Source organism: Spongiactinospora gelatinilytica (genome assembly GCF_003236385.1).
GTDB lineage: Bacteria > Actinomycetota > Actinomycetes > Streptosporangiales > Streptosporangiaceae > Spongiactinospora > Spongiactinospora gelatinilytica.
Genome location: NZ_POUA01000014.1, coordinates 18,915 through 45,614, shown reverse-complemented (window position 1 = coordinate 45,614; position 26,700 = coordinate 18,915). Strand labels below are relative to the sequence as shown.

20 protein-coding genes are annotated in these 26,700 nt (G+C 72.2%); 14 read left to right on the top strand and 6 right to left on the bottom strand.

The genetic code is table 11. The features are described from left to right. Nucleotides 1–98: 98 nt before the first annotated feature. Nucleotides 99–266, top strand: a complete 168-nt coding sequence (locus tag C1I98_RS41140) for a hypothetical protein (RefSeq protein WP_158557898.1) — start codon at nt 99–101, stop codon at nt 264–266. Further along, on the top strand, nt 259–966 hold the full coding sequence (locus C1I98_RS03550; RefSeq protein WP_111165614.1) for a hypothetical protein: 708 nt from the start codon (nt 259–261) through the stop codon (nt 964–966). Before C1I98_RS41140 ends, C1I98_RS03550 begins: the two co-directional genes overlap by 8 nt. 108 nt (nt 967–1,074) lie before the next feature. On the opposite strand, the gene C1I98_RS03545 is transcribed toward C1I98_RS03550, so the two are convergent. Both C1I98_RS03545 and C1I98_RS03540 read right to left on the bottom strand, forming a co-directional pair. Next, complete coding sequence (locus C1I98_RS03545) at nt 1,075–1,950, bottom strand: DUF4331 domain-containing protein (RefSeq protein ID WP_267898013.1); 876 nt, start codon at nt 1,948–1,950, stop codon at nt 1,075–1,077. A gap of 235 nt (nt 1,951–2,185) precedes the next feature. Beyond that, nucleotides 2,186–4,003, bottom strand: coding sequence for an ABC transporter ATP-binding protein (locus C1I98_RS03540; protein ID WP_111165612.1), 1,818 nt, complete (start codon nt 4,001–4,003; stop codon nt 2,186–2,188). A 299-nt stretch (nt 4,004–4,302) separates the two neighbouring features. Here C1I98_RS03540 and hutU point away from each other — a divergent pair, with 299 nt between their 5' ends. After that, nucleotides 4,303–5,958: a urocanate hydratase gene (hutU, locus tag C1I98_RS03535; protein ID WP_111165611.1), complete on the top strand. Its 1,656-nt coding sequence runs from the start codon at nt 4,303–4,305 to the stop codon at nt 5,956–5,958. Between the two features lie 87 nt (nt 5,959–6,045). Next, nucleotides 6,046–6,867 (top strand): MurR/RpiR family transcriptional regulator, encoded by an 822-nt coding sequence (locus C1I98_RS03530; protein ID WP_111165618.1) that lies wholly within the window; start codon nt 6,046–6,048, stop codon nt 6,865–6,867. A gap of 159 nt (nt 6,868–7,026) precedes the next feature. On the opposite strand, the gene C1I98_RS03525 is transcribed toward C1I98_RS03530, so the two are convergent. From C1I98_RS03525 to C1I98_RS03515, 3 genes are read right to left on the bottom strand one after another with little or no spacing between them, the layout of a single operon-like run. Beyond that, on the bottom strand, nt 7,027–7,374 hold the full coding sequence (locus tag C1I98_RS03525; protein WP_111165610.1) for a hypothetical protein: 348 nt from the start codon (nt 7,372–7,374) through the stop codon (nt 7,027–7,029). Nucleotides 7,375–7,380: 6 nt separating this feature from the next. After that, the gene (locus C1I98_RS03520) at nt 7,381–8,832 is read right to left on the bottom strand and encodes an APC family permease (protein WP_111165609.1); all 1,452 of its coding nucleotides are present in this window, start codon (nt 8,830–8,832) and stop codon (nt 7,381–7,383) included. A gap of 39 nt (nt 8,833–8,871) precedes the next feature. Continuing rightward, complete coding sequence (locus tag C1I98_RS03515; protein ID WP_111165608.1) at nt 8,872–10,509, bottom strand: N,N-dimethylformamidase beta subunit family domain-containing protein; 1,638 nt, start codon at nt 10,507–10,509, stop codon at nt 8,872–8,874. 207 nt (nt 10,510–10,716) lie between these two features. Between C1I98_RS03515 and C1I98_RS03510 the strand changes: the two genes are divergently transcribed. The 4 genes from C1I98_RS03510 to C1I98_RS03495 all read left to right on the top strand — a co-directional run bounded on the left by C1I98_RS03510 (nt 10,717) and on the right by C1I98_RS03495 (nt 15,574). After that, complete coding sequence (locus C1I98_RS03510) at nt 10,717–11,895, top strand: allantoate amidohydrolase (protein WP_233507134.1); 1,179 nt, start codon at nt 10,717–10,719, stop codon at nt 11,893–11,895. Next, nucleotides 11,879–13,213, top strand: coding sequence for a formimidoylglutamate deiminase (locus C1I98_RS03505; protein WP_111165607.1), 1,335 nt, complete (start codon nt 11,879–11,881; stop codon nt 13,211–13,213). The genes C1I98_RS03510 and C1I98_RS03505 overlap by 17 nt, the downstream gene beginning before the upstream one ends. 52 nt (nt 13,214–13,265) lie before the next feature. Then, nucleotides 13,266–14,417, top strand: a complete 1,152-nt coding sequence (gene hutI / locus C1I98_RS03500; RefSeq protein ID WP_111165606.1) for an imidazolonepropionase — start codon at nt 13,266–13,268, stop codon at nt 14,415–14,417. A 221-nt stretch (nt 14,418–14,638) separates the two neighbouring features. Further along, nucleotides 14,639–15,574 carry a sigma-70 family RNA polymerase sigma factor gene (locus C1I98_RS03495; RefSeq protein WP_111165605.1) on the top strand — a complete coding sequence of 312 codons (936 nt, stop codon included), beginning with the start codon at nt 14,639–14,641 and terminating at the stop codon, nt 15,572–15,574. 373 nt (nt 15,575–15,947) lie between these two features. On the opposite strand, the gene C1I98_RS03490 is transcribed toward C1I98_RS03495, so the two are convergent. After that, nucleotides 15,948–17,033 carry an ROK family transcriptional regulator gene (locus C1I98_RS03490; RefSeq protein ID WP_111165604.1) on the bottom strand — a complete coding sequence of 362 codons (1,086 nt, stop codon included), beginning with the start codon at nt 17,031–17,033 and terminating at the stop codon, nt 15,948–15,950. Between the two features lie 92 nt (nt 17,034–17,125). Between C1I98_RS03490 and C1I98_RS03485 the strand changes: the two genes are divergently transcribed. The 6 genes from C1I98_RS03485 (at nt 17,126) to C1I98_RS03460 (ending at nt 26,681) form a co-directional block, all read left to right on the top strand. Further along, nucleotides 17,126–18,358 carry a Gfo/Idh/MocA family protein gene (locus C1I98_RS03485; protein WP_111165603.1) on the top strand — a complete coding sequence of 411 codons (1,233 nt, stop codon included), beginning with the start codon at nt 17,126–17,128 and terminating at the stop codon, nt 18,356–18,358. Nucleotides 18,359–18,598: 240 nt separating this feature from the next. Then, nucleotides 18,599–19,927 (top strand): ammonium transporter, encoded by a 1,329-nt coding sequence (locus C1I98_RS03480; protein WP_111165602.1) that lies wholly within the window; start codon nt 18,599–18,601, stop codon nt 19,925–19,927. Next, complete coding sequence (locus C1I98_RS03475; RefSeq protein ID WP_111165601.1) at nt 19,924–20,262, top strand: P-II family nitrogen regulator; 339 nt, start codon at nt 19,924–19,926, stop codon at nt 20,260–20,262. The genes C1I98_RS03480 and C1I98_RS03475 overlap by 4 nt, the downstream gene beginning before the upstream one ends. An 82-nt stretch (nt 20,263–20,344) precedes the next feature. After that, nucleotides 20,345–22,720, top strand: a complete 2,376-nt coding sequence (locus C1I98_RS03470) for a [protein-PII] uridylyltransferase (RefSeq protein WP_438672068.1) — start codon at nt 20,345–20,347, stop codon at nt 22,718–22,720. Nucleotides 22,721–22,849: 129 nt separating this feature from the next. Further along, nucleotides 22,850–26,203, top strand: coding sequence for a sensor histidine kinase (locus C1I98_RS03465; RefSeq protein ID WP_158557897.1), 3,354 nt, complete (start codon nt 22,850–22,852; stop codon nt 26,201–26,203). Between the two features lie 55 nt (nt 26,204–26,258). Continuing rightward, nucleotides 26,259–26,681: a roadblock/LC7 domain-containing protein gene (locus C1I98_RS03460; protein WP_111165598.1), complete on the top strand. Its 423-nt coding sequence runs from the start codon at nt 26,259–26,261 to the stop codon at nt 26,679–26,681. Nucleotides 26,682–26,700 lie beyond the last annotated feature (19 nt).

The window sequence follows — 26,700 nt, the reverse complement described above, 5'->3', positions numbered from 1 at the left end:
CAGTGGGCATACTGTGACCATGCCAGACGCGCTCCCACCCCGCACCAGCGGACTCACGAGGCGGGTCCCGCCCTCCCCGGACGCCCTGCACGGACCGCATGGGCGTGTACCGTACGGTGATCACCGGCGGCGTCAGACAGGACGCGGAGCCCTACCTCAACGCCGGCCTGCTCGCCGCGGACCGGCCCTTGCTTCGGATGGGCCTCGGGCCGGGCTACCGGAACGCGTGGGAGACCATGATGCGGGGGATCGGGCCGGATGGATGAACTGAGGCTTCCGGAATTCCATGAGCGGCTGGTGTCGGTGTTGTCGCCCATCGCCGAGCGACATGGCCTGGCCCTGGCCGGGGGGCACGCCATGATGGCGCACGGGCTCGCCGAGCGGCCGGGGGAGAGCCTGCGGTTCGCGGTGACGGGGGAGGAGCAGCCGGCCGGCGTGGCCTGGGCGGTCGCCGAGGCGTGCCGGGCGGCGGGGTTCGAGGTGGGCGATCTGGAGTCGGGGCCGAGGGCGTCCCTGCTGCTGGTCACCGAGCCGGTCACCGGGCAGACCTGCCGCCTCGCACTGCTGCGCGAGGCCCTTCAGGCCGCCCCCGTCAGGTGCGGCGATGTCGCCGTCGTGGCGCTTCCCGACGCGATCGGCCTGCGGCTGCGCGATCTCCACGGGCGGGGGCTGGCCCGCGACTTCCGCGACGCGGCGGAGGCGGGCCGGCTCTACCCGTTCCGCGAGCTGGAGCATCTGGCCCGCCTGCACGACGAGGACTTCTCCCTGGAGGACCTCGTCATGCGCCTGGAAGGCGTCGATCTGGTGGCCGACACCGGCTTCATGGCTCTCGGCGTCCCGGAGGAGCGGGTGGACGAGATCAGGCGGTTCGCGTACGCGTGGGCCGATGACATCAAGTTGCGCAGGGCCGAGGACGGCGACCTCGACCCCGCGACCGACTTCGACCTGCCCGCCGTGGACGACTGACTCAGGCCGCCCCCATCAGGCTGCGCACCGCCAGGCCCGCGCCGAGCAGGAACACCATCGCGGCGGTCCCCAGCGGGGCGAACCGTGACCACCAGGCCCCTGGTGTGGTCAGCAGCCGGTGGGAGACCTTGACCAGCAGCAGGCCGCGGCGGTGAGCGTGGCGGCCATGCCGAGCCCGTAGGCGGCGCCGGCCAGCACGCCGAGCCGGTCGGGGTCCTTGCTCGGCGGGATCGAGGTGTTCAGCCGCAGCATCTCCGAGGGGCGGAACTTGTCCGGGTCCGCGTCCTTGTTGAGGATCTGCGAGTTGAGGTCGGCCTTGATCGGGCCGTTCCGCTTGGCGATCCCGGTCAGGAAGATCTGCACGAGGTCATCGCGCGGGGTGGCCGGGGCCTTGCTGCCGTAGATGGCCTCGATGAGCCGCGGTACCTCGGGGTCGGTGACCCGCTTGACCAGCGCGGGCACGCCGGCGTCCTTGGCCGGGGGCAGGGCGTTGAAGGCGTCCTTCAGCCCGGCGGGCACCACGACCTCGTTGACCAGCGGGTTGCCGAGCCGGGACACCTGGACGAAGCCGTCGCTGCCCTTCTTGTCGGTGGTGGACCAGACGCCGATGACCGGGTTGCGGGTGGCGTCGCCCTTCAGCGCGAGTTCGTCGGCGGGCACCTGGAGGGCCAGCGTCTGGACGTTGTAGCCCTTGGTGGTGTCCTGCCCGACCTCCGAAAGGTCGCCTCCGTAGAGCAGGTCGAAGATCCGCAGGTCCAGGAAGAACGCCTCGTCGGACTGGCCGGCGAAGGTCTTCCCGCCGCCCGGCAGCCCGGTGATCGCCTGCGCGCGCAGGGTGCCGTAGTCGGGCATGGAGGCCGGGCCGACGTTGCTCGGCGCGACCACTCCGTCCGACACGAGGGTCTTGGTGCCCGACTCGGTGATCCGCTTGAGGGTGTAGAGCTTTCGGCCTGCTCCGCGCCGACACCGGCACCGCGTCCTCACACCGCGAGGCCCCCGGCATCGCCGGAGGAGACGGCCAGCGCCCCCGCCAGGCCCAGCCCGATGAGGGCGCGCCGATCGATCCGTAAACGCATGTCGGTTCGGTCCCTTCGACCAGAATGCGACCGGCCGCAGCCGGCCGCCGGACTTGCGACGAGGTCCGGCCGGGTCCTCGATCGGCTATTCGGCGCTCCGAATCCCGTGGATCGAACCGATCATGTTTTGTTCCGCGGCCCGGCTACCCGGCGTTGCCCGCCATCGCCTCCCCGCTCGCCACGAACTGCGTGGTGGCCAGCTCGCGGTACAGGTCGTCGGCGGCCACCAGTTCGGCGTGGCTGCCCACGGCGCGGACCCGGCCCGCCTCCAGGACCACGATCTGCCGGGCGCTGGTCACGGTGGACAGCCGGTGGGCGATCACCAGCACGGTGGTGGTGGCCGCGACCTCCTCGATCACCTCGCGCAGCCGCAGTTCGTTGACCGCGTCCAACTGGGAGGTGGCCTCGTCCAGCAGCAGCACCCGGGGCCTGCGCAGCAGCGCCCTGGCGATGGCGACCCGCTGCCGCTCGCCGCCGGACAGCATCTGGCCGCGGTGGCCGACCTGCGTTTCCAGGCCCTCGGGCAGGCGGTTGACCAGGTCGGTGAGCTGGGTGCGGGCGATCACCGCGGCCACCTCATCCTCGGTCACCTCGGGCGCGCCGAACAGCAGGTTCTCCCGCAGCGACCCGGCCAGCACCGGCGTGTCCTGCTCGACGTAGCCGAGCGCGGCCCGCAGCCCGGGCAACGGGATGTCGCGCAGTTCCCTGCCGTCGAGCGTGATCGACCCGGCGTCCGGCTCATAGAAGCGTTCCAGCAGCGCGAACATCGTGGACTTCCCCGCCCCGGAAGGCCCGACGAGCGCGGTCATGCTGCCCGCGGGCACCTCGAAGGACACCCCGTCCAGCGCGGGGGAGCGGTCCTTGGTGTAGTGGAAGCGCACGTCGGTGAAGGTCAGCGCGGCGGGAGCGGTACCTCCGGGCGCGGCCGGTTCGCCCGGCGTGAGCGACTCCACCTCCAGCTCCTCCACCTGCCGCAGCCGGGTCACCGCGGCGAGTCCGGTCTGCAACTGGGTGGCGCCCTCCACCAGCATCGAGATCGGCCCGGTCAGGTAGAACAGGTACAGCAGGAACGCGATCAGCGCCGAGACCTCCAGCGTGCCCGACGCCACTCGCAGCCCGCCGACCCCGAGGACGGCCAGGAAGGAGAGCTGGACGCCGAGCCAGGTGGCGGTGCCGGCGATGGAGTTCCAGCCGGCCGCGGTGACGCCCTTGCGCCAGGCGCGCTGCGCGGCCCCGCGCACGGCCTCGGTCTCACGCTCCTCGGCCCCGGCGGCCTTGACCGTGCGGAACGCCTGCAGCGCCCGGTCCAGCACGGCGCCCATCTCGCCCAGCGCCTCCTGCGCCTGGGTGGTGGCCCTGCCGATGCGCGGGAAGACGAACAGCGCCATCGTGGCGACCACCGCCAGCACGCCAAGCGTGACGCCGAGCAGCACGACGTCCATGAACCCCATCAGCACGACGCATCCGGCCAGCATGAACAGCGCGGTGATCCCGTTGGTGACGCCTCCGGTGCAGACCGCGCGCAGCAGGGTGGTGTCGGCGGTGACCCTGGAGATCAGGTCGCCGGGCTTGAGCCGGTCCACGTCGGGGACGCGCAGCCGCAGCATCCGGCCGACCAGCCCCAGCCGGGCGCTGAGCACGATCGACTCCGCGGTGCGTTCCAGGACGAACGTCCCCGCCGCCGAGAGCGTGGCCCCGAAGAGCACCAGCACGGTGAGCATGAGGATGGGACCGGTGAGCGAGGCCCCCGAGCCGAACGCGTCGATCACCGACTTGGCCACCAGCGGCTCGGCGAGCCCGGCGATGCCGCCGACGAAGCCGAGCAGACCACCGGCGACAAGAGGCCATTTGCGCGGTTTGATGTGGGTGAGTAGAAGCCGCCACGACCCTTTGGCGATCGGGGCGGCGGGGGCGGGTTCCGCGAGGGTGCCGTTCACAAATCGGTCAACGGGCCCCATCATCGGTGGCGTTCCGCGACCGCGGGAAGTTCGTTACAAAGTCGGGGGCGAGTCAGCCCAAAGTATGAGGCGGGGTGGGTGATGTCGGCGATTGGCCGGCCGGCAAACCGGGAACGGCGGTGGTTGCGAAGCCTCTCCTTCGCGAGACGGGGCCATGCCCCGGGGCGTGCGCCCGGGCAGGCGGCCGTGAGGGGCATCCCCGCCGGAGACCCCGACCGGGGATGCCCCCCCGTAGTCCAATTCGGACACTTACGTAAGATCCGGATACGGAGCCCCGACTCCTCGACGGAGAGGACCCAACCATGACGACCGGCAGTACGACGGTGCGCGCCCCGCGCGGCACCACGCTCACCGCGAAGAGTTGGCCCCAGGAGGCCGCCCTGCGCATGATCCAGAACAACTTGGACCCGGAGGTGGCCGAGCACCCCGAACAGCTCGTCGTCTACGGCGGTTCGGGCAAGGCGGCCCGCGACCGCGCCTCCTTCGAGGCCATCCTGCGCACCCTGACCACACTCGGCGACGACGAGACGCTGCTGGTGCAGTCCGGTCGGCCGGTCGGCGTGATGCGCACCCACGAATGGGCCCCGAGGGTCCTCATCGCCAACTCCAACCTCGTCCCCGACTGGGCCAACTGGGAGGAGTTCCGGCGGCTGGAGGCGGCCGGGCTGACCATGTACGGTCAGATGACCGCGGGCTCGTGGATCTACATCGGCACGCAGGGCATCCTCCAGGGCACCTACGAGACCTTCGCCGCCGTCGCCGCCAAGCGGTTCGGCGGATCGCTGGCGGGCACGATCACGCTCACCGCGGGCCTCGGCGGAATGGGCGGCGCGCAGCCGCTCGCCGTGACCATGAACGGCGGCGTGGCCGTCTGCATCGACTGCGACCCGCGTTCGATCGAGCGCCGGATCGAGCACGGCTACCTCGACGTACGGGCCTCCTCGCTGGCCGAGGCGATGCGGCTGGCCGAGGAGGCGCGCGCCGAGCGCCGCCCGCTGTCGATCGGCGTGGCCGCCAACGCCGCCGAGGCGGTCCCCGAGCTGCTGGCCGGGGGCGCGCAGATCGACATCGTCACCGACCAGACCAGCGCGCACGACCCGCTGATGTACCTCCCGCTCGGCGTCGCGTTCGAGGACATGGCCAGGGAGCGGGACAAGGACCCGGCCGGGTTCACCGCCAGGGCCCGCGAGTCGATGGCCCGCCACGTCGAGGCGATGGTCGGCTTCCAGGACGCCGGGGCCGAGGTCTTCGACTACGGCAACTCGATCAGGGGCGAGGCGCAGCTCGCGGGCTACACCCGCGCCTTCGACTTCCCCGGGTTCGTGCCCGCCTACATCCGGCCGCTGTTCTGCGAGGGCAAGGGCCCGTTCCGGTGGGCCGCGCTGTCCGGTGACCCCAAGGACATCGCCGCCACCGACCGGGCCGTGCTGGAGCTGTTCCCCGACAACGAGCCGCTGGCCCGGTGGATCCGGATGGCCCAGGAGAAGGTCCATTTCCAGGGCCTGCCCGCGCGCATCTGCTGGCTCGGGTACGGCGAGCGGCACCTGGCCGGGGAACGCTTCAACGACATGGTCGCCTCCGGCGAACTTCAGGCCCCTGTGGTGATCGGCCGGGACCACCTCGACTGCGGTTCGGTGGCCTCCCCCTACCGGGAGACCGAGGGAATGCTCGACGGCTCCGACGCCATCGCCGACTGGCCGCTGCTGAACGCCATGATCAACGTGGCCTCCGGGGCCTCGTGGGTGTCCATCCACCACGGCGGCGGGGTCGGCATCGGCCGCTCCATCCACGCCGGGCAGGTCACCGTGGCCGACGGCACCGCGCTGGGCAGGGAGAAGCTGACCAGGGTGCTGACCAACGACCCCGGCATGGGCGTGATCCGCCACGTGGACGCCGGCTACGACTCCGCCGCCGAGGTGGCCAGGGAGCGCCAGGTCAGGGTGCCGATGAGCGAATGATTCTGGGTGGTCAGGAATGACCGGTGAGCCTCGCGTGTTCGCTGTTACGTGGGCGAGGGACTGCAGAAGCTTTTCAACGGCAGGAAAATGTCGCCCGTTCAGCGGCGTATCGCGCGGTACCTCACGAGTCACCTGACCGAGGCGGTCTTTCTGTCCAGCGTGGAGCTGGCCGAGCGGGCCGGGGTGAGCCAGCCGTCGGTGACGAGGTTCGCCATGGTGCTCGGCTTCGCCGGCTATCCCGAGCTGCGGCAGGCACTGCGTCCGCTGGCGCTGGGCGGCGAGGAGGCCACCGGCCCCGCCGCCCAGCCGGCGCACGGTGAAGCGCGCCACTGCGCGGGAGTGGAGGCGGAGCTGCGCAATCTCTCCGCCGTCCACGAGCGGCTGTGCGCGGAGGAGGGCGACGGCCTGGGAAAGCGGATCGGCGACCTCGGCGGGGCGCTGGCGGCGGGCGAGCCGCTGCCGGTCCTCGGGCTGCGCGCGTCGGCTGGGCTGGCCACCACGTTCTGCCACTACGCCAGACGGGTCCATCCCGACGTGCGGATGCTCACCCACGGCGGCTCGGAGCTGGCCGAGGGCCTGCATTCGGCCCGCCGGGCGGGCGCCGAATGGGTGCTCGCGGTGATGCTGCCCCGCTACCCGGCCGAGGCGGTCCGGGCGCTGGCCTACGGCGATCGGCTGGGCCTGCGGATCGCCGCCATCACCGACCGGCCCGCGGTGCCCTTCCCGGCCGAGGTCGTGCTCGACGCGCCGGTGGCCGACCGCTCGGCCGCCGGGTCGCACGCCGCGCCGATGGCCCTGGCGATGGCGCTGGTGGAGGCGATGGCCGAGGCGGCCCCGCTGCGCACCGGCGCGCGGCTTTCCGAACTCGACCGGATGGCCGAGGAGACCGGCGAGTTCTTCGTGGACTAGGCTCCGCGCGCCCGGCGGCGGAGTCGCGGACCACCGTGCGCACCCACGCCCGGCCCGCGTCCGGCACCCGCCAGGTCACCCCGTCCGCCGAGTGCCGCCCGGCGGCCAGCAGGGCTCCCCAGGTGCAGGCGGCGAGCACGGCAGGGCCGCGCCGGAGCGTCAGCCGGGCCGACGGGGTCGCGGCCACCCGTACGTACGCGCGGTGCTCCTCCTCGATCGGCGCTCCCCACCCGGGCAGGTCCGCGCCGGGGCCACCGGCCCGGCGGTAGACGTAGGTCGCCGAGCCGCGGTCCACCTCGACCGGAAGGAGCGTCCCAGCGGGATCGTGACCGCCTCGGACTCCACCCGCAGCAGCGCCGCGTCACCGCGCTCCTCGCCGAAGTCGAAGGGGATGCCATGCAGGGTCCGCTCACCGAGCGGGCAGGACTCGCCGTCGTCCAGGATCGAGCGGGGGGCGTTGCGGGGGAGGGCGACCGTCCGGTAACCGCGTACCTCCCGCTCGGGCATCGCCGCTCACCGCCCCTCCGCGACCGACGTCTGCGCCAGCCCCAGGTAGCGGGCGGGCGAACGGGAGCGCAGGTACAGCGCCCGGGCGACCCCCGCGACGACGGCGACCACGCCGATGCCGACGATCACGATGTTGGCCGCCGCGCCCGCCCCCGTCAGCAGCGGCAGGTTCACCAGGACCAGTACCAGCACCACGGCCAGGGCCGCGAAGCTGAGGCCCGGCGCGACGGTCGTCCGGAAGATCCCCGCCTCCGGGGCGTTCGCGCGCAGGAACCGGATCACCGCGAGGCTGCACAGCGCCCACAGGGTGATGATGCCGAGGAAACCGAGGGCGCTGCCCCACAGCAGCAGGCCCAGGTAGGGGTCCAGCCCGAAGATCGCGAACGCGCCGACGACCGCCGCCGCGATGGCGGTCTGGAGCAGGCCGGCCGCCCAGGGGGCCTTGGTCCGCCGGTCGGTACGGCCCAGCCCGCGCGGCAGCAGACCTTCGCGGCCGAGCGCGTAGAAGTAGCGGTTGGCCGCGTTGTGCAGCGCCAGCAGGGCGGCGAACGCGCTGGTCAGCAGCAGGACGTTCATCACCTCGACGATCGGGCCCGGCACGTTGGCGGTGAAGACCGCGACCACCAGGCCGACGGGGTCGGCCTCGGCCGCGGCGGCGATGTTCGCGGAGCCGTAGTCGATGACCACGATCCAGGTGACGAACGCGTAGAAGACGGCGATGAAGCCGACGGCGAGGTAGGTGGCCCGCCGTACGGTCCTGATGCCGCCGCGCGCCTCCTCACTGAAGATGGCGGTCGCCTCAAACCCCATGAAGGCCCCGGCGACCAGCGCGAACATCGCCGCGTTGGCGGAGGCGAACACGGTCGCGGGGGAGAACGACGTGGCCGACCAGTCGGTGATGCCGCCCCTGGCCAGGACGGACACCACGAGGATCACCAGGACGGCGATCTCCAGGATCAACAGGACGCCGAGGACCCGGGCGTTGGTGTGGATGCCCCGGTAGCCGAGCCAGGCGACGAGGGCGAGGGCGACCAGCGCGAACACGTACCACGGCGCGGAAAGACCGGTGTACTCGGTGAACGTGGTGCCGGCGTAGACGCCGAGCGCGCCGTACGTGCTGATCTGCAGGCCGTTGTAGGCGACCACCGCCAGCATGGCCGCGCCGGAGCCCGCCGGGCGGCCGAGCCCGCGGGAAATGGTCGCATAGAACGCCCCGGCGTTTCGGACATAGCGGCTCATGGTCATGAAACCGACGGCGAACAGCGCCATCACCACGCCCGCCACCAGGTACCCGCCGGGGACGGCCACCCCGCCCTTGAGGAAGTGCAGCGGGGCGACGGCGACGATGAGCGTCAGGGGCGCCAGGGCCGCCAGGACGGTGAACACGAGGTCCTTGGTGCCCATGGCGTCGCCCGCCAGGGCGTTCGCGGATTTCGGCTCGATCACGGGATTCGGCATCTGTTCGCTCCTCCCTGTGCTAGGTACAGTACCCGCAGGTCAGAGCCCCTTTCCCGGCCCTGTCGCACCGAACCGGCGCAGCACGTTGTGCGCGATGCGTTCGGCGAACGGGTCGCCGAGGCCCAGCACGTGCGGCCACTCGGTGGACCCGCCGTTGAAGACCTCGCCCGCGCCGCGGGTGAACGCGGCGATCATCCCGGCGCCGCGCATCTCGCCCTCGTGGACGTACGCGGGCAGGTCGTCGCCGAGGTCGGCGTTGTAGTTGTAGACCTCCTCCTCGGGCCCGCCGATCGGCACCCGCCCGCCGAAGCGGTCCTCCTCCCCGCGCACGGCGGGCGCGAGGGCCAGGATCTCCAACGTCTCCGGCGCGCCGTCCTCGAACGTCGGGTACGGCAGCCCGCGCCGGAAGGTGTACTCCACCGAGTCCAGCTCGAAAGCCGCCAGGAACGACGGCGGGCCGCCGAGCAGGTCGCCGTAGTACAGGTCGGTGCCCGCCATGGCCCAGTGCCCCGGCCGGTAGACGGTGAAGCCGCCGGAGGAGCGGGGGGCCGCCACTCCGTACCGGTTGTAGATCCCGCCGAGGCCGTTGAGCCCCATCGTCGTCGCGCCGGGCCTGCCGACCGACCTGGCCTCCCACACGGTCGTGGCCAGGTGCGGCGTCTCCCGGGCGGCGGGGTCGGCGGAGGGCAGGCGGTAGCAGTACTGGGTGTTGCCGTCGTCGCTGAGCCGTACCTGCCACTGGTAGTTCCCGGCGAACCTGGCCAGCCCGCCCCCGGCGTCCACGAACGCGTCGACGGTGTCGCGCATCCGCCAGGACCAGTACTCGTCATGGCCGACGATCACCGCGCAGGCGTATCCGTCCAGGGCGGCGGGGTCGAAGTGCAGGTCGTGCTGGGTGAGGTAGTCGAGTTCGTAGCCGTTGCGCTCGGCCCACAGCGCGAAGTGCCGCTCGTAGGTGGCCCAGAACGCGTCGGCGTGGTGACGGCTGTAGCCGGTCAGCCGCGCCCACTCATAGGAGGGGTAGCGCGGCGCGCCGTACATCGGCAGTGATCCGGTGGCGGCCTCCCGGGGCGCGCCGGGCGGCTTGCGGATCATGCCGCGGGCGATCGGCCGCAGGGTGGAGGCGAGCGGCGATCCGGCGTCGTGCCGAGGGTCGTCGCCGAGGCCCCGGTAGTGGTTGGCCCCGCCCCAGTCGTTGTAGGCCAGCATCGTGCCGGTGGTCAGCACCAGCACGGCCCGCGCCCGCCGCTGCGGCGGGGCCTTGACCACGAAGAAGTGCTCGCGTTCCCACAGCTCACCGCCCGGAGTGGTCGCCCGGACGGTGACGATGTAGAAGCCGCTGCGCCAGTCGGCGGGGATCTCCAGTTCCGCCCCGGCGGGCCAGCCGCAGCCCGCGGCGTAGGCGTCGGCCGGCGCCTCGAAGCGCCCCGCGGTGAGTCTTCGGCGTGCCCACACCACCTGTGGCGCGAGGCCGTCCCTGACCACCTCCAGGTCGAAGGACGGGACGCTCGCGCTGAGGTGGAACCGGACCGTTTCGCCGGGAAGGTAGGCGAACTTGTCGGTGTAACACCAGACCTCCGCCGCCCCCGGTTCGGCGAAGGCCCGTTCCGACGGCCACCCCTTCGGCGACCAGGCGAAGGCGGCCGGCAGCCTGAGCTGCCCGTCCGTGTCACTCACCCTTCCGACCCTACGAACACGCGCCCGCCCGGCGAGGCATGACGCGCCCGCCGCAGGGGAAGGGAGAGTCCGGTTTCCGGTTTGGGGTGAAGGTCCGCTCTACGGATGTGATGTACCTCATGGGGTGTTCTGTCCTCTCAGATGGGCGCGGTCTACCCTTGGGCGCATGATCGGGACACCGCCGCGAGGCGATTGAGGGGATCGGCGATGGAGTTCGACGGTATGTGGGTGGCGGTGGCCGATGTGGGACGGGACGCGCGGGGAGGTTACCTGCGGGACGCCTGGTCGGCGGCCGATCTCGAACTGCGCGAGTGGTTCCGGCAGGAGGCCGGGCGGCGCGGCCTCGACCTGCGGGAGGACCGCAACGGGAATCTGTGGGCGTGGTGGGGTGACCCGGAGGCGCGGCCGGGGGTGGTGACCGGGAGCCACCTGGACTCGGTACGGCAGGGCGGCGCCTATGACGGGCCGCTCGGGGTCGTGTCCGCGTTCGCGGCGATCGACCTGCTGAGGGAGCAGGGGGTGCGGCCCGGCGTACCGCTCGGGGTGGCATGCTTCACCGACGAGGAGGGCGCCAGGTTCGGCGTCCCGTGCATGGGGTCGCGGCTGCTCACCGGCGTGGTCGAGCCGGACCGGGCGCGCGGGCTGACCGACGATGACGGCGACACCATGGCCGACGTACTGCGCCGGGCGGGCCGCGACCCGGCCGCGCTCGGCGCCGACCCCGAGACGCGCCGCCACATCGGGGCCTTCGTGGAACTGCACGTCGAACAGGGCCGGGCCCTGGTCGACATGGACGCGCCCATCGGCGTGGCCACCTCCATCTGGCCGCACGGCCGCTGGCGGCTGGACTTCGCCGGCCGGGCCGACCACGCGGGCACCACGCGGCTGGCCGACCGGGACGACCCGATGATCCCGTTCGCCGAGGCGGTCCTTTCGGCCAGGACGGCCGCCGAGCGGCGCGGGGTGGTCGCCACCGTGGGCAAGGTCCGGGTCTCGCCGGGCAGCGCCAACGCGATCCCCGGGCACGTCACCGCCTGGCTGGACGTCAGGGGCGAGGACGAACACGCGGTACGTGATCTGGTCGCCGAGGTCGGCGCGGGCGCGCGGGTGGGCTGCGAGTCCTGGAGCCCGCGGGTGGAGTTCGACCCGGCGCTGGCCGCCCGCCTGGCCGCCGCCCTCGGCGGCGCACCGCTGATCGGCACGGGCGCGGGCCACGACGCGGGGATCCTCGCCGCGGCGGGCGTGCCCACCGCGATGGTGTTCGTCCGTAACCCAACGGGAATCTCCCATTCCCCGGAGGAACATGCGGAGCCTGCCGACTGCCACGCTGGTGTCGCCGCGCTCGCCGACGCCATCAAGGAGCTTGCCGATGAACTACTGGTGTGAGCTCGCCTGGCTGCCTCCGGGCGAGGTGGTCCAGGGGGTGCTGGTCCGGGTGGACGGGCAGCGGATCGCCGAGGTGGTGCCCGGGGTGGGCGAGCCGCCGGCGGGAGCCGTACGGCTGGCCGGGCTGACACTGCCCGGCTTCGCGAACGCCCACTCGCACGCCTTCCACCGGGCGCTGCGCGGCTCGACGCAGGCGGAGAAGGGCAGCTTCTGGACCTGGCGCGAGCAGATGTACGGCTTCGCCGGATCGCTCGACCCCGACTCCTACTACACCCTCGCCAAGGCCGTCTACGCCGAGATGGTCCTGGCGGGCGTCACCTGCGTCGGCGAGTTCCACTACCTGCACCACCAGCCGGGCGGCACGCCGTACGACGACCCCAACGCGATGGGGCACGCGCTGGTCAGCGCGGCGCGCGAGGCCGGGCTGCGGATCGCCCTGCTGGACACCTGCTACCTCGCAGGCGGCGTCGGGAAGCCGCTGGCCGGACCGCAGGTGCGGTTCGGCGACGGCGACGCCGAGCGCTGGGCGGTACGCGCCGAACGGCTGGCCGGCGACTACGCGGGGGCTGATGATGTCGTGGTGGGCGCGGCCGTCCACTCGGTGCGCGCGGTGCCGCCCGAGCAGATGCCGATCGTGGCCGAATACTCCCACCACCACGCCGTGCCGCTGCACGTACACGTCTCCGAGCAGCGTGCGGAGAACGCCGCCTGCGTGGAGATGTACGCGGCCAGCCCGATGCAGGTGCTGCACGAGCACGGCGTACTCGGCCCCCGCTCCAGCGCCGTACACGCCACGCACCTGTCCGATGTCGATCTGGCCCTGCTCGGCCAGTCGGGCACGCACGTGTGCATGTGCCCCACCACCGAACGCGACCTGGCCGACGGCGTGGGCAAGGCCCGCGCGGCGCACGACGCCGGCTCGCCGATCACGCTCGGCACCGACAGCCACGCGATGATCGACATGTTCGAGGAGGCCCGCGCGGTGGAACTGGACGAACGGCTGGCCACCGAGCGGCGGGGCCACTGGACCGCCGCCGAACTGCTGACCGCCGCCACCTCCGCGGGCCAGGCGTCCCTCGGCTTCCCCGACGCGGGCACGCTGCTGCCCGGGGCCTGGGCCGACCTGGTGTCCGTCCGGCTCGACTCGGTCCGTACCGCGGGCGCGAGCCCGGCCACCGCCGCCGAGTCCGTCGTGTTCGCCGCCACCGCGGCCGATGTGCATTCGGTGGTGTCCGGCGGCCGGCGCGTCGTCTCCGAAGGACGGCACGCGCTCGGCGAGATCGGACCGCTCCTGTCCGCCGCGATCAATTCGATTTGAGCGCCGGGCGCAATTCCCATGCGGCCGGCCGATGTTAACAAAGGGCATTTAAGTGGCATCAATTCTGTTCGATGAGATCGGGCTCCTCTACACCGGCGACCAGACGGGCGGGGAGGAGATCGCCTCGGCGGCGCTCGTCGTCGAAGACGAGACCGTGGCCTGGGTGGGGCCCGCCGCGAGCGCGCCGCAGGCCGACCGGCGGGTGGACGTCGGCGGGCGCTGCGTGCTCCCCGGGTTCGTGGACAGCCACGCCCACCTGGTGTTCGCGGGCGACCGTACGGCGGAGTTCGTCGCGCGGATGTCCGGCGAGCAGTACCGCGCGGGCGGCATCCGCACGACCGTCGCCGCGACCAGGGAGGCGGCCGACTCGGTGCTGGCCGCGCGCACGGCCGCGCTGGTCACCGAGATGCTCGCCCAGGGCACCACGACCGTGGAGATCAAGAGCGGGTACGGCCTGACCGAGGAGGACGAACGCCGGTCACTGGAGATCGCCGGCGCGTTCACCGAGGAGACCACCTTCCTGGGCGCGCACGTGGTGCCCGCCGGGGTGAGCACCGACGACTACGTCCGGCAGGTGGCCGGGCCGATGCTGGCCGCCTGCGCGCCGCTGGCCAGGTGGATCGACGTCTTCTGCGAGCGGGGGGCGTTCGACGGCGACCAGTCCAGGGAGATCCTCTCCGCCGGGATCGCGGCCGGACTGGGCGTGCGGGTCCACGCGGCGCAGTTCGGGGTGGGGCCTGGAGTGGAGATCGCCTGCGAGCTGGGCGCGGCCTCGGCCGACCACTGCACCCACCTGAGCGACGACGACGTCACGGCGCTGGCCACCTCCGGCGTGGTGGCCACGCTGCTGCCGGGAGCGGAGTTCTCCACCCGCTCGCCGTACCCGGACGCGCGGCGGCTGCTGGCCGCGGGCGTCACGGTCGCGCTGGCCACCGACTGCAACCCGGGCTCGTCCTACACCTCCTCGATGCCGTTCTGCATCGCGCTGGCCGTCCGCGAGATGCGGATGACCCCGCTCGAGGCCGTCCGGGCCGCGACTTACGGCGGAGCGCGCGCGCTGCGCCGCGACGACATCGGGGTCCTGCGCCCCGGCGCGCGCGCCGACCTGGTGGTCCTGGACGCGCCCTCCTACGTCCACCTGGCCTACCGGCCGGGAGTACCGCTCGTCCACCAGGTCTGGCGGGGTGGTCGCAAGGTGGCGTGACCCCCGTCCGGCCCGAGTCCCGCAGCGAAGTTCGTGAAGTGCCCCTGCATCCTCCGTGAGGAGGAAACGAAAACCGTCCTGCGGGCGTATGCATTGAGGGAATCTTTGCCCTGATCGAGTCGTTGGTCGAAGCAGACGGCGCAGTCAGGACTAACCACTCAAGAACACGCATACGCAAATAGACGCAATCTTGGGCAGCGGCGGGAACGAGGTGCCAGGGGATGGCAAGGCCCACGGGGAATCGCGCACAGGAACAGCAGGTTTCGGATAGAGACCTGCTCGGCACTTACCTGGCGGAAATCGGGCGAGTGCCCCTGTTGACGGCCGAGGAGGAGGTCGAGCTGGCCAAGCGCATCGAGGCGGGGTTGTATGCGGAGCAGCTGCTCGACGCGGCCATGGCCGAGCCCCGCGTCGGTGACGCCACCGACGAGGAGCTCGAACGGCTGGCGATCTCCGGCCGGCGCGCGAAGGACGAGTTCATCCAGGCCAACCTGCGGCTGGTGGTGGCGGTGGCCCGGAAGTACTCCGGGCGGGGGATGCCGCTGATCGACCTGGTCCAGGAGGGCAACCTGGGGCTGGTCCGGGCAGTGGAGAAGTTCGACTACCGGCGGGGGTACAAGTTCTCCACCTACGCGACCTGGTGGATCCGGCAGTCGGTCGGCCGCGCCATCCACGAGCAGGCCCGCCCGGTGCGGCTGCCCACCCACGCCGGGGAGCAGATGACCCGGCTGATGCGGGTGCGCAGGGACATGCTGGCCGAGTTCGACGCCGAGCCCACCGACGACGACCTCGCGAAGGTCCTCGACCTGCCCATCGAACGCGTCCGCGAGCTGCGCCGCTGGGCCTCCGACCCGGTCTCCCTCCAGCTCGGCGTGGGCGACGAGGACGAGACCGAGCTGGGCGACATGATCGCCGCCGAGACCTGGGCCGACCCCGAGCAGCAGGCCATCGACGTGCTCGAACGCGAGCGCCTCGAAGAGTGGCTGACCGGCCTGGAGAACAACACCCGCGAGATGCTGCGCTGGCGCTACGGCCTGGTCGACGGCCGCGAGCACACCCTCACCGAGGTCGGCGAACGCTACGGCATCGGCCGCGACCGCGCCCGCCGCATCGAACGCGACGCCTTGGCCCGCCTCCGCAAACTAGCCGCAGCGTAATACTGGCGCTCGCGCTGTGCTCATGGCGCTCGCTTCGCTCGCGCGGGGCCCGGGCGCCCTCAAGGCCGCGCCCTCCTCTCCTCGCTCAGTCGCTCACTCGCTCGTTCCTCGCTCCCTCACTCCATCGCTCGTCGCTCCGGACACGACCGCACCCGGGCCCGTGGGTGGATGCGCTGAGTGCATCCCACGACAAACTGCCTCCCACGGCGCGACGTGCCGCGTCGGCCAACATCGCGACGCTGCGCGTGGCTGCTCGGCCGCTGGGAATCGGTCTTCGTCCATGGCTTCTTCGTCCAGAGCGCTGGTGCGCCCTCACCCCTTTCCTCCCCGGTAACGCCACTGGCACCCTCAGCCCTCGCTTGCGGGCATTGGTCTAGATGTGGAGGTCTTGGTGGATGTGGTCGAGTGCGAGGCGGGTGGCGCCCAGGGCGACTGCTTCGTCGCCGAGGGTGGAGGCGGTGATTTCCGGGGGAGTGAGGCAGAGCGGGGTGAGGTGGGCTCGGAGGGGAGTGAGGAGAAGGTCGCCGGCGTGGGAGAAGCCGCCGCCTAGGACGACGAGTTCGGGGTCGATGGTCAGGATCAGGGCGGAGGCACCCTGGGCGACGCGGTGGGCGTAGCGGTCGATGGCCTTGAGGGCGGTGGGGTCGCCCTGGGCGGCGGCGGCGAAGATCTGGTCGGCGGTCGCCTCGCCGGTGAGTTCGGCGGGGGCGTCTTCCCAGCCCAGCAGGCGCAGGGTGCCGATCTCGGCCGCCGCGCCGGTACGCCCGAGGTGGGGACGCCCCCCGATGAGGATTCCCGAACCGAGGCGATGACCGGCCAGGATGTAGACCACGTCGCCCGCGTGCCGGGCCGCCCCACGCCAGTGTTCGGCGACGGCGGCGAGGTTGGCGTCGTTGCCGACGAACCCAGGCCGGCCGAACCACCCGCCGGTCACACCGGCCAGGTCGAGGCCGCTCCACCCGGGCAGCGCTCCGGCGACGGTGACCCGGCCGCTGCGATCGACGACGCCCGGCGTGCCCGCCGCCACCGCGCCCAGCCGGGTGCGGACGATGCCCGCCCGGGTCAGGCACGCCTCGGCCACCGCCCGGAGCGCGGTGAGCCGTTCGGCCGCCGGGGCGTCGGCCGCGACGGCGGCGCGTTCGGTGCCGACCACCGTGCCGTCCAGGTCGGTGATCAGCGCGAGCACCCGGTGCGCGCCCACGTCCAGCCCCAGCGCGTACCTCGCGTCGGCGCGGAACCGGAAGCGGCGGGCCGGACGCCCGGGGCCGCCCTCGCTCGGCGGTACCTCCCGGGCCAGCCCGCGCCCGGCCAGCTCAGCGAGCACCGTTTCCACCGTCTGCCTGGACAGGCCGGTGGCCCTGGCCAGCTCGGTCAGCGTCGGCGCGCCGCCCGCGCGCAGGGCGCGCAGCGTCGCCCGGATGTTCACCTGCCGCACCAGGGTTACGTCAGTCTTCTGCATATCTGACCTCGTCAGCAAACATTAACCCTAACCGATCGGCAATCTAGCATCCGAGCAAATATGTTAACCCATCACATAATCGAGGATGCTCCATGATCACACTCGCGGTGGTAGGCGCGGGCTCCCGGGGAACGACCTACGCAGGGCACGCCGTACGGCACGGCGCCAGGGTCGTCGCCGTGGCCGAGCCCGACGACGTACGGCGGGCGAAGGCCGCCGCCGAGCACCCGGGAGCCGAGGCGTTCACCGACTGGCGGCACCTGGCCGAGCGCCCCCGGCTCGCCGACGCCGTGATCATCGCCACCCAGGACGCCGGCCACGTCGAACCCGCCGTCCGCCTGGCCGGACTCGGGTACCACATCCTGCTCGAAAAGCCGATGGCCGTCCGCGAGGAGGACTGCGCCACCATCGTGACAGCGGCCGAACGGGCCGGAGTGATCTTCGCTGTGTGCCACGTACTGCGCTACACCCCCTACACCCGCGCCACCAGGGCCCTGGTCGGCTCCGGCCGGATCGGTGAGATCGTCAGCGTGCAGCACCTGGAGCCGGTCGGCTGGTGGCACCACGCGCACTCCTTCGTACGCGGCAACTGGCGGCGCTCGGACGAGTCGACGTTCATGCTGCTCGCCAAGTCCTGCCACGACCTCGACTGGCTGCACCACATCGTGGGGCGCAGGGTGGTGCGGGCCTCCTCCTTCGGCGGCCTGCACCACTTCCGGCCGGAGAACCGCCCGGCGGGTGCGGCGGACCGCTGCCTGGACTGCGCGGTCGAGACCACCTGTCCCTACTCCGCGAAACGGACCTATCTCTCCTTCGTCGGCGACCCCCGCCGTGAGTCATGGCCGCTTTCCGTACTCACGCCCGACGTCACCGAACAGGGTGTGCTCCGCGCGCTGCGCGAGGGTCCGTACGGCAGGTGCGTGTACGACTGTGACAACGATGTGGTCGACCACCAGGTGGTCAACCTCGAGTTCGAGGGCGGGGCCAGCGCGTCCTTCACCATGACCGCGTTCACCCCGCTCGCGTTCCGCAAGACCCGGATCTTCGGCACTCGCGGCTCCATCGAGGGCGACGGCCATGTCCTGGCGGTGACCGACTTCCTCACCGGGGCCACCGAGGAGATCGACGTGGCCGAGGGCGGCCCGTCGGCGGCCGACGGCCACGGCGGCGGTGACGGCGGGCTGGTCAGGGCGTTCCTGGACGCCATCGCCCAGGACGATCCCGGCCTGATCCTGTCCGATCCCCGCGAGAGCCTGCACAGTCACCAGGTCGCCTGGGCGGCGGAACGTTCCCGGCTGACCGGCGCGGTGGTGACCGTGCCCTGAAGAAACGGCTAATCCACAGTTACCAAAACATTTGATTTCGGTCCATCCGAAACATTGCGGAAACCCCAGATGTCAGAGATTCACCCAGGTGAAACACACCTTGCCGGGACTCGAAACGGCGCAAGACGACGCTGATGGCTCACTGAACCCGTGGTGCGCGGCCGATCGGCGAAGCCCTGGAGGCGGCCACCGTGGGGGGAACCACCGGTACCCGCCGATCGGAAGGAGGGTCGCGTCGAAATGGAGATCGACAGCGGCTCGACCGCCTGGATGCTCGCGAGCACCGCACTCGTCCTGCTCATGACTCCCGGCCTCGCGTTCTTCTATGGGGGCATGACCAGGGCCAAGAGCGTGCTCAACATGATGATGATGTCCTGGGTGAGCATCATCGTGGTGACCGTGGCCTGGGTGCTGTACGGGCACTCGCTGGCCTTCGACGCCGTGGGCGACGGCACCGGCCCGCTGCACAAGATCATCGGTGGCCTCGACCACCTCGGGCTGTCCGGGCTCGTCGACACGGCGACCAAGGCCGACGGCACCGGGATGCCCAGCCTGGTGTTCTCCGCGTTCCAGATGACGTTCGCGGTCATCACCGTCGCGCTGATCAGCGGCGCGCTCGCCGACCGGGCCAGGTTCGGGGTGTGGGTGGTGTTCGCGCTGGCGTGGGTGAGCGTCGTCTACTTCCCGGTCGCGCACTGGGTCTGGGGTGGCGGCTGGCTGAGCGGGCTCGGCATCGAGGACTTCGCCGGCGGCACGGTCGTCCACATCAACGCGGGGGCCGCGGCGCTGGCCGTGGTCCTGGTACTCGGCAAACGGGCCGGCTGGCGCAGGGACCCGATGCGTCCGCACAACCTCACGCTGGTGCTGCTCGGCGCGGGGCTGTTGTGGTTCGGCTGGTTCGGCTTCAACGCCGGCTCGGAGCTGGCGGTGGACGGCACGGCCGGGCTGGCGTTCATGAACACCCAGGTCGCCGCCGCCGTCGCGGCCGGTTCGTGGCTCCTGGTCGAAAAGCTTCGCGACGGGCATTCCACCACGCTCGGCGTCGCCTCCGGCGCGGTGTCCGGACTTGTCGCGATCACCCCCGCGTGCGGGTTCGTCGATCCATGGGCGGCCTTCCTGATCGGCGCGCTCGCGGGCGCGGTCTGCTCGTACGCGGTGAGCTGGAAGTACCGGCTCGGATTCGACGACTCGCTCGACGTGGTGGGCGTCCACCTGGTCGGCGGCGTGATCGGCGCGGTCGCACTGGGCTTCGTGGCCGCCTACCCGGTCGCGGGGACCGCCCAGAGCCATGGGCTGTTCTACGGCGGGCCGCTCTCGCAACTCGGCGTCCAGATCCTCGGCCCGGTCGCGGTCGGCCTGTACTCCTTCGCCGTCTCCTGGGGCCTGGCCAAGGCCGTGGACCGCTTCATGGGCCTGCGGGTACCGCACGACGACGAGGTCACCGGCATCGACATCACCACACACGCCGAGACCGGCTACGACCTCGGCACCGTACACGCCGCCGGGGTCTCCGCGGCCGTCCGCCCGGCCATACCGGCCGGGCAGAGCACCAGGAAGGTGGGCACATGAGACTCATCACCGCCGTCATCAAGCCGTTCAAGCTCGACGACGTCAAGGCCGCGCTCGAAGCGCACGGTGTCACCGGGATGACGGTCGGCGAGGCCAGCGGGTACGGCAGGCAGCGCGGCCACACCGAGGTCTACCGCGGCGCGGAGTACCAGGTGGACCTGGTCCCCAAGATCCGCCTGGAGGTGCTGACCGAGGAGGACGACGCCGACGAGGTGATCGAGGTCATCGTCAAGGCGGCCCGCACCGGCAAGATCGGCGACGGCAAGGTCTGGTCCGTCCCGGTCGACACCGCCGTCCGCGTCCGCACCGGCGAACGCGGCCCCGAAGCCCTCTAGCACACGACCGCCACCACGCCGCCGAGGGGCGCACCGGTTACCAGCGCCCGAGCCGTGAGGCGACGCGTCAGCGTCGCAAGGGATGTGGATTGTCCTGGGATGCGCTCACCGTGACCACGCACGGGACCGGGCGCGGTCGTGTCCGGAGCGAGGAGCGGAGGACGCGACCTTGCAGGCGCCCGGGCCCCGAGCGAGCGGAGCGAGCGGCATGGAAACACAGTGCTTTGTGACTGAGCGCAGGCAGCGGGTGGCCTCTGTGGATCGGTGGCTGGATGGGCTGCTGCGAGCCGCGTGTGCCGGGCCGTATGCGTGGGAGCGCGGCACGGGCCCGCAGGGGGTGGCGTTGGTCGCGGTCGGCAGTCTGGGCAGGGGCGAACTCGCACCGGGCAGCGACCTGGACCTTGTACTCGTCCACGACGACAGGGACGACATCGCCGGGATCGCCGACCGCCTGTGGTACCCCGTCTGGGACAGCGGCCTCGCCCTGGACCACTCGGTGCGCACCCCGGAGGAGGCCGTCAAGGTCGCCAGGGACGACCTCAAGGCGGTGCTCGGGCTCATCCAGGCCAGGCACGTCGCCGGTGACGCCGACCTGACCAGGTCGGTACGGGAGGCGGTGCTCGCCGAGTGGCGGGCCGGTTCGGCGCGGCGGCTGGCCGAACTGCGCGAGGCGGCCGACCTGCGCGCGCGGACCTCCGGTGAGCTGGCCTTCCTCCTCGAACCGGACCTGCGCGACGCGCGCGGCGGCCTGCGCGATGTCCAGGCGATGCGCGCGGTGGCCGCGGCCTGGGTCGCCGGGGGGCCGGGGCCGCGCGTCCGCGAGGCGCACGAACTGCTGCTGGACGTACGCCACGGGCTGCACCTGGTGACCGGCCGGGGCGCCGACCGGCTGGTGTTCCAGGAACAGGACGCGGTGGCCGGGGCGCTCGGCCTGCTGGACGCCGAAACGTTGATGCGCCGGGTGGCCGAGGCCGGCCGTACCGTGGCACACGCGCTGGACGGCACCTGGCGCGCGGTGGACCGGCCGGTCTCCCGGCCCGGCCAGCGGGGGCGCAGGCCGCTGGCCGACGGCGTCGTGGAGCACGGCGGCGAGGTCGCGCTGGCCCGTTGCGCGGACCCGGCGAGGGACCCGGCGCTGGTACTGCGCGCCGCTGCCGCCGCCGCGGAGGCCGGGCTGCCGCTCGCGCCGGCCACGGTCGCCGCCCTGGCCGGCCGTTCCGCACCGATGCCGGTGCCCTGGCCCGACGCGGCGCGCGACGCGCTGGTCGCGCTGCTCGGCGCGGGCCGCGCCGCGGTGCCCGTCTGGGAGGACCTCGACCAGGCCGGGCTGGTGGTACGGCTGCTGCCCGACTGGGAGCGGGTCCGCCACCGCCCGCAGCGCAACCCGATCCACCGCTTCACCGTGGACCGCCACCTGATCGAGACGGCCGCCGGGGCCGCGGCGCTCACCCGCGAGGTGCCTCGCCCCGACCTGCTGCTGATCGCCGCGCTGCTGCACGACGTCGGCAAGGGCTGGCCCGGCGACCACTCGGTCACCGGCGAGATCGTGGCCAGGGACATCGGCGCGCACATCGGCCTGCCGTCCGCCGACGTGGACGTGCTGGCGGCCGTGGTCCGCCACCATCTGCTGCTGCCCGAGGCCGCGACCCGCAGGGACCTCGCCGACCCGGTGACGATCGGCCGGGTGGCCGAGGCGGTCGGCACCCGCGAGGTGCTGGACCTGCTGGCCGCGCTGGCGGTCGCGGACGGCAGGGCGACCGGCCCGGCGGCCTGGAACGGCTGGAAGGCCGCGCTGGTGTCGGACCTGGTGCGCCGGGTGCGTTCGGTGCTCGCCGGCACGCCGCCGCCGCCCGCTCCGGCGCTGCGCCCGGAGCAGGCGGCGCTCGCCCGCCATGGCGGTGGCGCGGTGCGCGTTCACGGCGGGGCGGTGACCGTGGCCGCGCCGGATCGCCCCGGGCTGCTCTGGCGCGCCGCGGGGGTGCTGGCCGCGCACCGGCTGGTGGTTTGCTCGGCCACGGCGGCGTCGGCGGGAGCGACGGCGGTGATCGAGTTCTCGGTGGTCCCGGAGTACGGCTCGCCGCCCGATCCCGCCACGATCGAGGCCGACCTGCGGCTCGTGCTCGCCGGGCGGCTCGACATCGAGCGGCGGCTCGCTCGCCGGGCACGTGCGGCGCGTCCCGCGCGGGTGCCCGCGGCTCCGCCGAGGGTGACGCTTCTGGACGACGCCTCGGCGACCGCTACGGTGGTAGAAGTCCGGGTTCATGATCGTCCGGGGCTATTGTGGCGAATTGGGCGGGCATTCGGGGAATGCGGTCTTGACGTCAGGGCCGCGTGCGTGGAGACTCTCGGCGCAGAGGCAGTGGACGTCTTCTATGTCGTCGACAGTGCCGGACGCCTGCTCGCTGATGAAGATCGACGCAGCCAGGTTCGCTACCATGTGCTCGCTGCGCTACGGTAATGCGGCAGTGCTCAGCATTCTGTCACCTTTGTAACGATTAAACCGGGTTTGCCGGTCTTTCCAATATGTCTCGCGACCTTGTGGTCTGATATGGCTGGTTTGGTTGCGACGGTTGGGGGTAGCGAGAGCGTGGCGACGGGTACTAACGAGGCCGACCGTACCGCCAAGGACGATCGTGGGCGGCCCTCATTCGCGAAGCGCGTCTTCGCCCTGCGCAACTGGCGGGTGCGTACCCGCATGGCCGCGCTGATCCTGGTTCCGACCACCGTCGCGGTCTTCCTGTCCGGTGCCCGTGTGGTCGCCTCGATCGAGAGCATCACCATCCATGAGCGCGCCGCCACGGCGGCCGAGGCCGCCGGCCGGATCCGAGCCCTCGCCGAAGCCCTCGGAGAGGAACGCGACTTCGCCACCTGGTGGTCCTTCACCGTCGACGCCAGCCGCCGCGATAACGCCAACCGCCGCCAGCAGCAGCGCATCATGTACGACGGCAGCCGCGTGACCGCGAACAGCCTGCACGATCTGTACAAGAAGCGCCAGGACAAGGTGAACGTCCTGCTCGCTGGCGTCACCAAGGACTTCGCGATCATCGACGCCTCCTACGGCGCCCTCGCCCCCGAAGCGGTACGCCAGGCCCAGCAGCAGATCGCCGCGCTGCCCGCCTACCGCAAGGAGGAGAGGGGCCGGGTGATCCAGTCCGCCCCCTACACCGCGCTCACTACCGCGCTGCTGCGCGTTCACGACGAGCTCGCCACCGTCAGCCGCGACCCCGAGACGGTCAGTAACTTCCGTGGCCTGAGCGCCCTCGCGCACGCCAAGGAGGAGGCGTCCAAGCAGCGCGACCGGCTGCTGATCGGCTCCTTCGACCCCAAGCTGGTCAGCTCCCAGGAGATGGAGGACTTCATCGCCTCCCGGGACCAGCAGGGCAAGTACCTCGCGGAGTTCGCCACCGAGGCCGGCGCCGCCTTCGCGCAGCTCCTCTACCGGACCATCGCCGACGAGCGGCGCACCAACGCCGAGATCACCAAGTCGCAGGCCATCAAGATCCAGAGCACCGGCGAGACGCTGGCCCAGGGCGCGCTGCTCGAGCCCTACAAGCGAGGCGAGTGGTTCGAGCAGAGCGCGGCCACCATCGAGCTGATCGGCAAGGTCGAGAAGCAGGTCGCCGACGGCGTGATCACCCGCAACCGGGAACTCGCCGACATCGAGCAGCGCAACGCGGCCATCGCCGCCGCCTCGATCCTCGCCCTCCTGGTTCTGGTCCTGGTCCTGACCGTGTTCATCGCCCGCTCGATGACCTCGCCGCTGCGCCGGCTGCGCACCGAGGCCCTGGAGATCGCCGGTTTCCGCCTCCCCAACGTCGTCCGCGAGATGCGGCTCAGCGGCGACGCCACGCCGCCGCCCGTCCAGCCCATCTCGGTCGACTCCCGAGACGAGATCGGGGAGGTGGCCACCTCCTTCGACGAGGTCCACCGCCAGGCCGTACGCCTCGCCGCCGAGGAGGCCGAGCTGCGCGGCAACATCAGCGCCATGTTCGTCAACCTCTCCCGGCGCACCCAGACGCTGGTGGAGCGGCAGATTTCGCTGATCGACGGTCTGGAGAAGGGCGAGGAGGACGCCAAGCGGCTGGGCGACCTGTTCTCGCTGGACCACCTCGCCACCCGCATGCGCCGCAACAGTGAGAACCTGCTGGTCCTCGCCGGCCACGAACCGACCCGCAGGCGCAGCCAGCCCGCCAAACTGGTGGACGTGGTGCGCGCCTCCCTGTCGGAGGTCGAGGACTACGAGCGCGTCCAGGTCAAGGTGCACCGGGCCATCTCCGTGGTCGGCAGCGCCGCCAACGACCTCGTCCACCTGGTCGCCGAGCTGGTGGAGAACGCCATCCAGTTCTCCCCCCGCAACACCCAGGTCACCGTGTCGAGCAGTCTCATCGAGGGCGGCGGGGCGCTGCTGTCGGTGATCGACTCCGGCATCGGCATGACCGAGGAGGAGATCGCCGAGGCCAACCGCCGGCTGGCCGAGCCGCCGGTCGTGGACGTGTCGGTGTCCCGGCGAATGGGTCTTTTCGTCGTCGGCCGTCTGGCGCTGCGCCACGGCATCCGCGCCCAGCTCCGCCTGGCCGAGGGCAACGGCCTCATCGCGATGGTGCTGATCCCGCCCGCGCTGATCGCCGACTCCGGCGCCACGCCGGCCGCCCCGGCCGGCTGGCCGGCGGCCGCGAACGGGATGGGCACCGGCCCGCAGAGTTTCGGGCCCTTCCAGCCGGGCGGCACGGGCTCCACCGCGGGCACCCTGTTCGGCGCGGACACCCTGGCCCGCCGCGACTCGGCGGGCGTGGCCAAGAACGAGTTCGGCAACATGCCCGGCGGGGACGACGGCTTCGGCAGGCAGCCGGGCGACCGTACCTTCGAGGCGCCGTCCCGGCCGCCCGCGGGCGGAGAGTGGAACTTCGGCCAGACCACGGCCGACTCCCCGGCCGGCGGTCAGAGCCGGCCGGACGCCGATCCCTTCGGCGGGCGCAGCGACCCGTTCGGCAGGGGAGGCGCGTCGGGCGGCTTCCCGACCCACGAGTTCACCGGCGGCGACTCGCGCCCCGAGCCCGGCCCGTTCGGCCGGACCGGCTCGCCCACCGACACCGGCGCCTTCGGCAGGCCGTCCATCGACGCCGATCCCTTCGGCCGTACCGGCGGCGACTCCGGCGCGTTCCGCGCCTCGCCCGGTGACAGCGGCGCGTTCACCCGCTCGCCGGGGGACAGCGGGGCCTTCACGCGGCCGGAGCGTCAGGAGCCGCCGGTCGGCGCGCCCCGGTCCGATCCGTTCGCGCCCGCCGTACCGTCGAACGACGCCCGCACCGGTGCGCCGTCCACGTCCTCGACATCGTCCTATTCCTGGACTCCCCAGGACGACGACCCATCGACCGCGGCGATGCCCGCCGTCGACGTCTCCGCCCTGGATTTGGGGGAGGAGTACCTGCCGATCTTCGCCTCGGTGGAGTCCGCCTGGTTCCGCAAGCCGGACGCCGCGCCGGAGGAGATCGCCGCCGAGACGGCGGCGGAGCAGGCCGAACGGGCCAGGCGCGAGGAACAGGACCGCCTCGCGGAGTGGGAGTCGGCCAGGGCGGCCGTGGACACGCCGCCGGAACCGGTACAGAAGCCGGCCGCCAAGCCCGCCCAGAAGCAGGGTCAGGACGTCTGGCAGACCGCCGCCGACGAGGGCTGGCGGGCCGCCGCCGCCGCGGCCGAGCCCTCCCTGGGCGGCATCACCGCCGCCGGGCTGCCCAAGCGCACGCCCAAGGCGAACCTCGTGCCGGGCAGGGTGTCCGCCGCCGCGCAGACGCCCGTCGCCGCGCCCACGCCCATGCCCCCCGTCTCGGCTGAGCGGGTCCGCACCCGGATGGCGAGCCTGCAGCAGGGCGTGCGCCGAGGGCGCGCGGAAGTTCGTGACGAGTCCGGTCCCAACAGATCGGACAAGAAGGAGGGCCAGTGAGTGAGCGATACGACCATGAGGGCGTCTCGGTCACACGGCCGGCGAAGGAGGAGGCGTGACCACGCTGAGCCACGACGCTCGTAGGTTCGACTGGCTGATCACCGAGTTCGTCCGCGGCACACCCGGTGTCGCGCACGCGGTCGTCGTGTCGGCCGACGGGCTGTGCCTGGCGAACTCCGAGGGTTTCCCCCCGGACCGGGCCGACCAGCTCGCCGCCGTGGCGGCCGGGCTGCTCAGCTTGACCGTGGGCGCCTCGCGAGTGTTCGAGGGTGGCGCGGTGACGCAGACGGTGGTCGAGATGGAGCGCGGCCTGCTGCTGGTCATGGCGATCAGCGACGGCTCCGTGCTCGCGGTGCTCGCCGCCCCCGACTGCGACATGGGCCTTGTGGCCTACCAGATGACCCTGCTGGTGGACCGGGCGGGGCAGGTCCTGACCCCGGCGCTGCGCGCCGAACTCCAGACTTCCAGGACGCGATGATCATGATGAATGGAGAGGG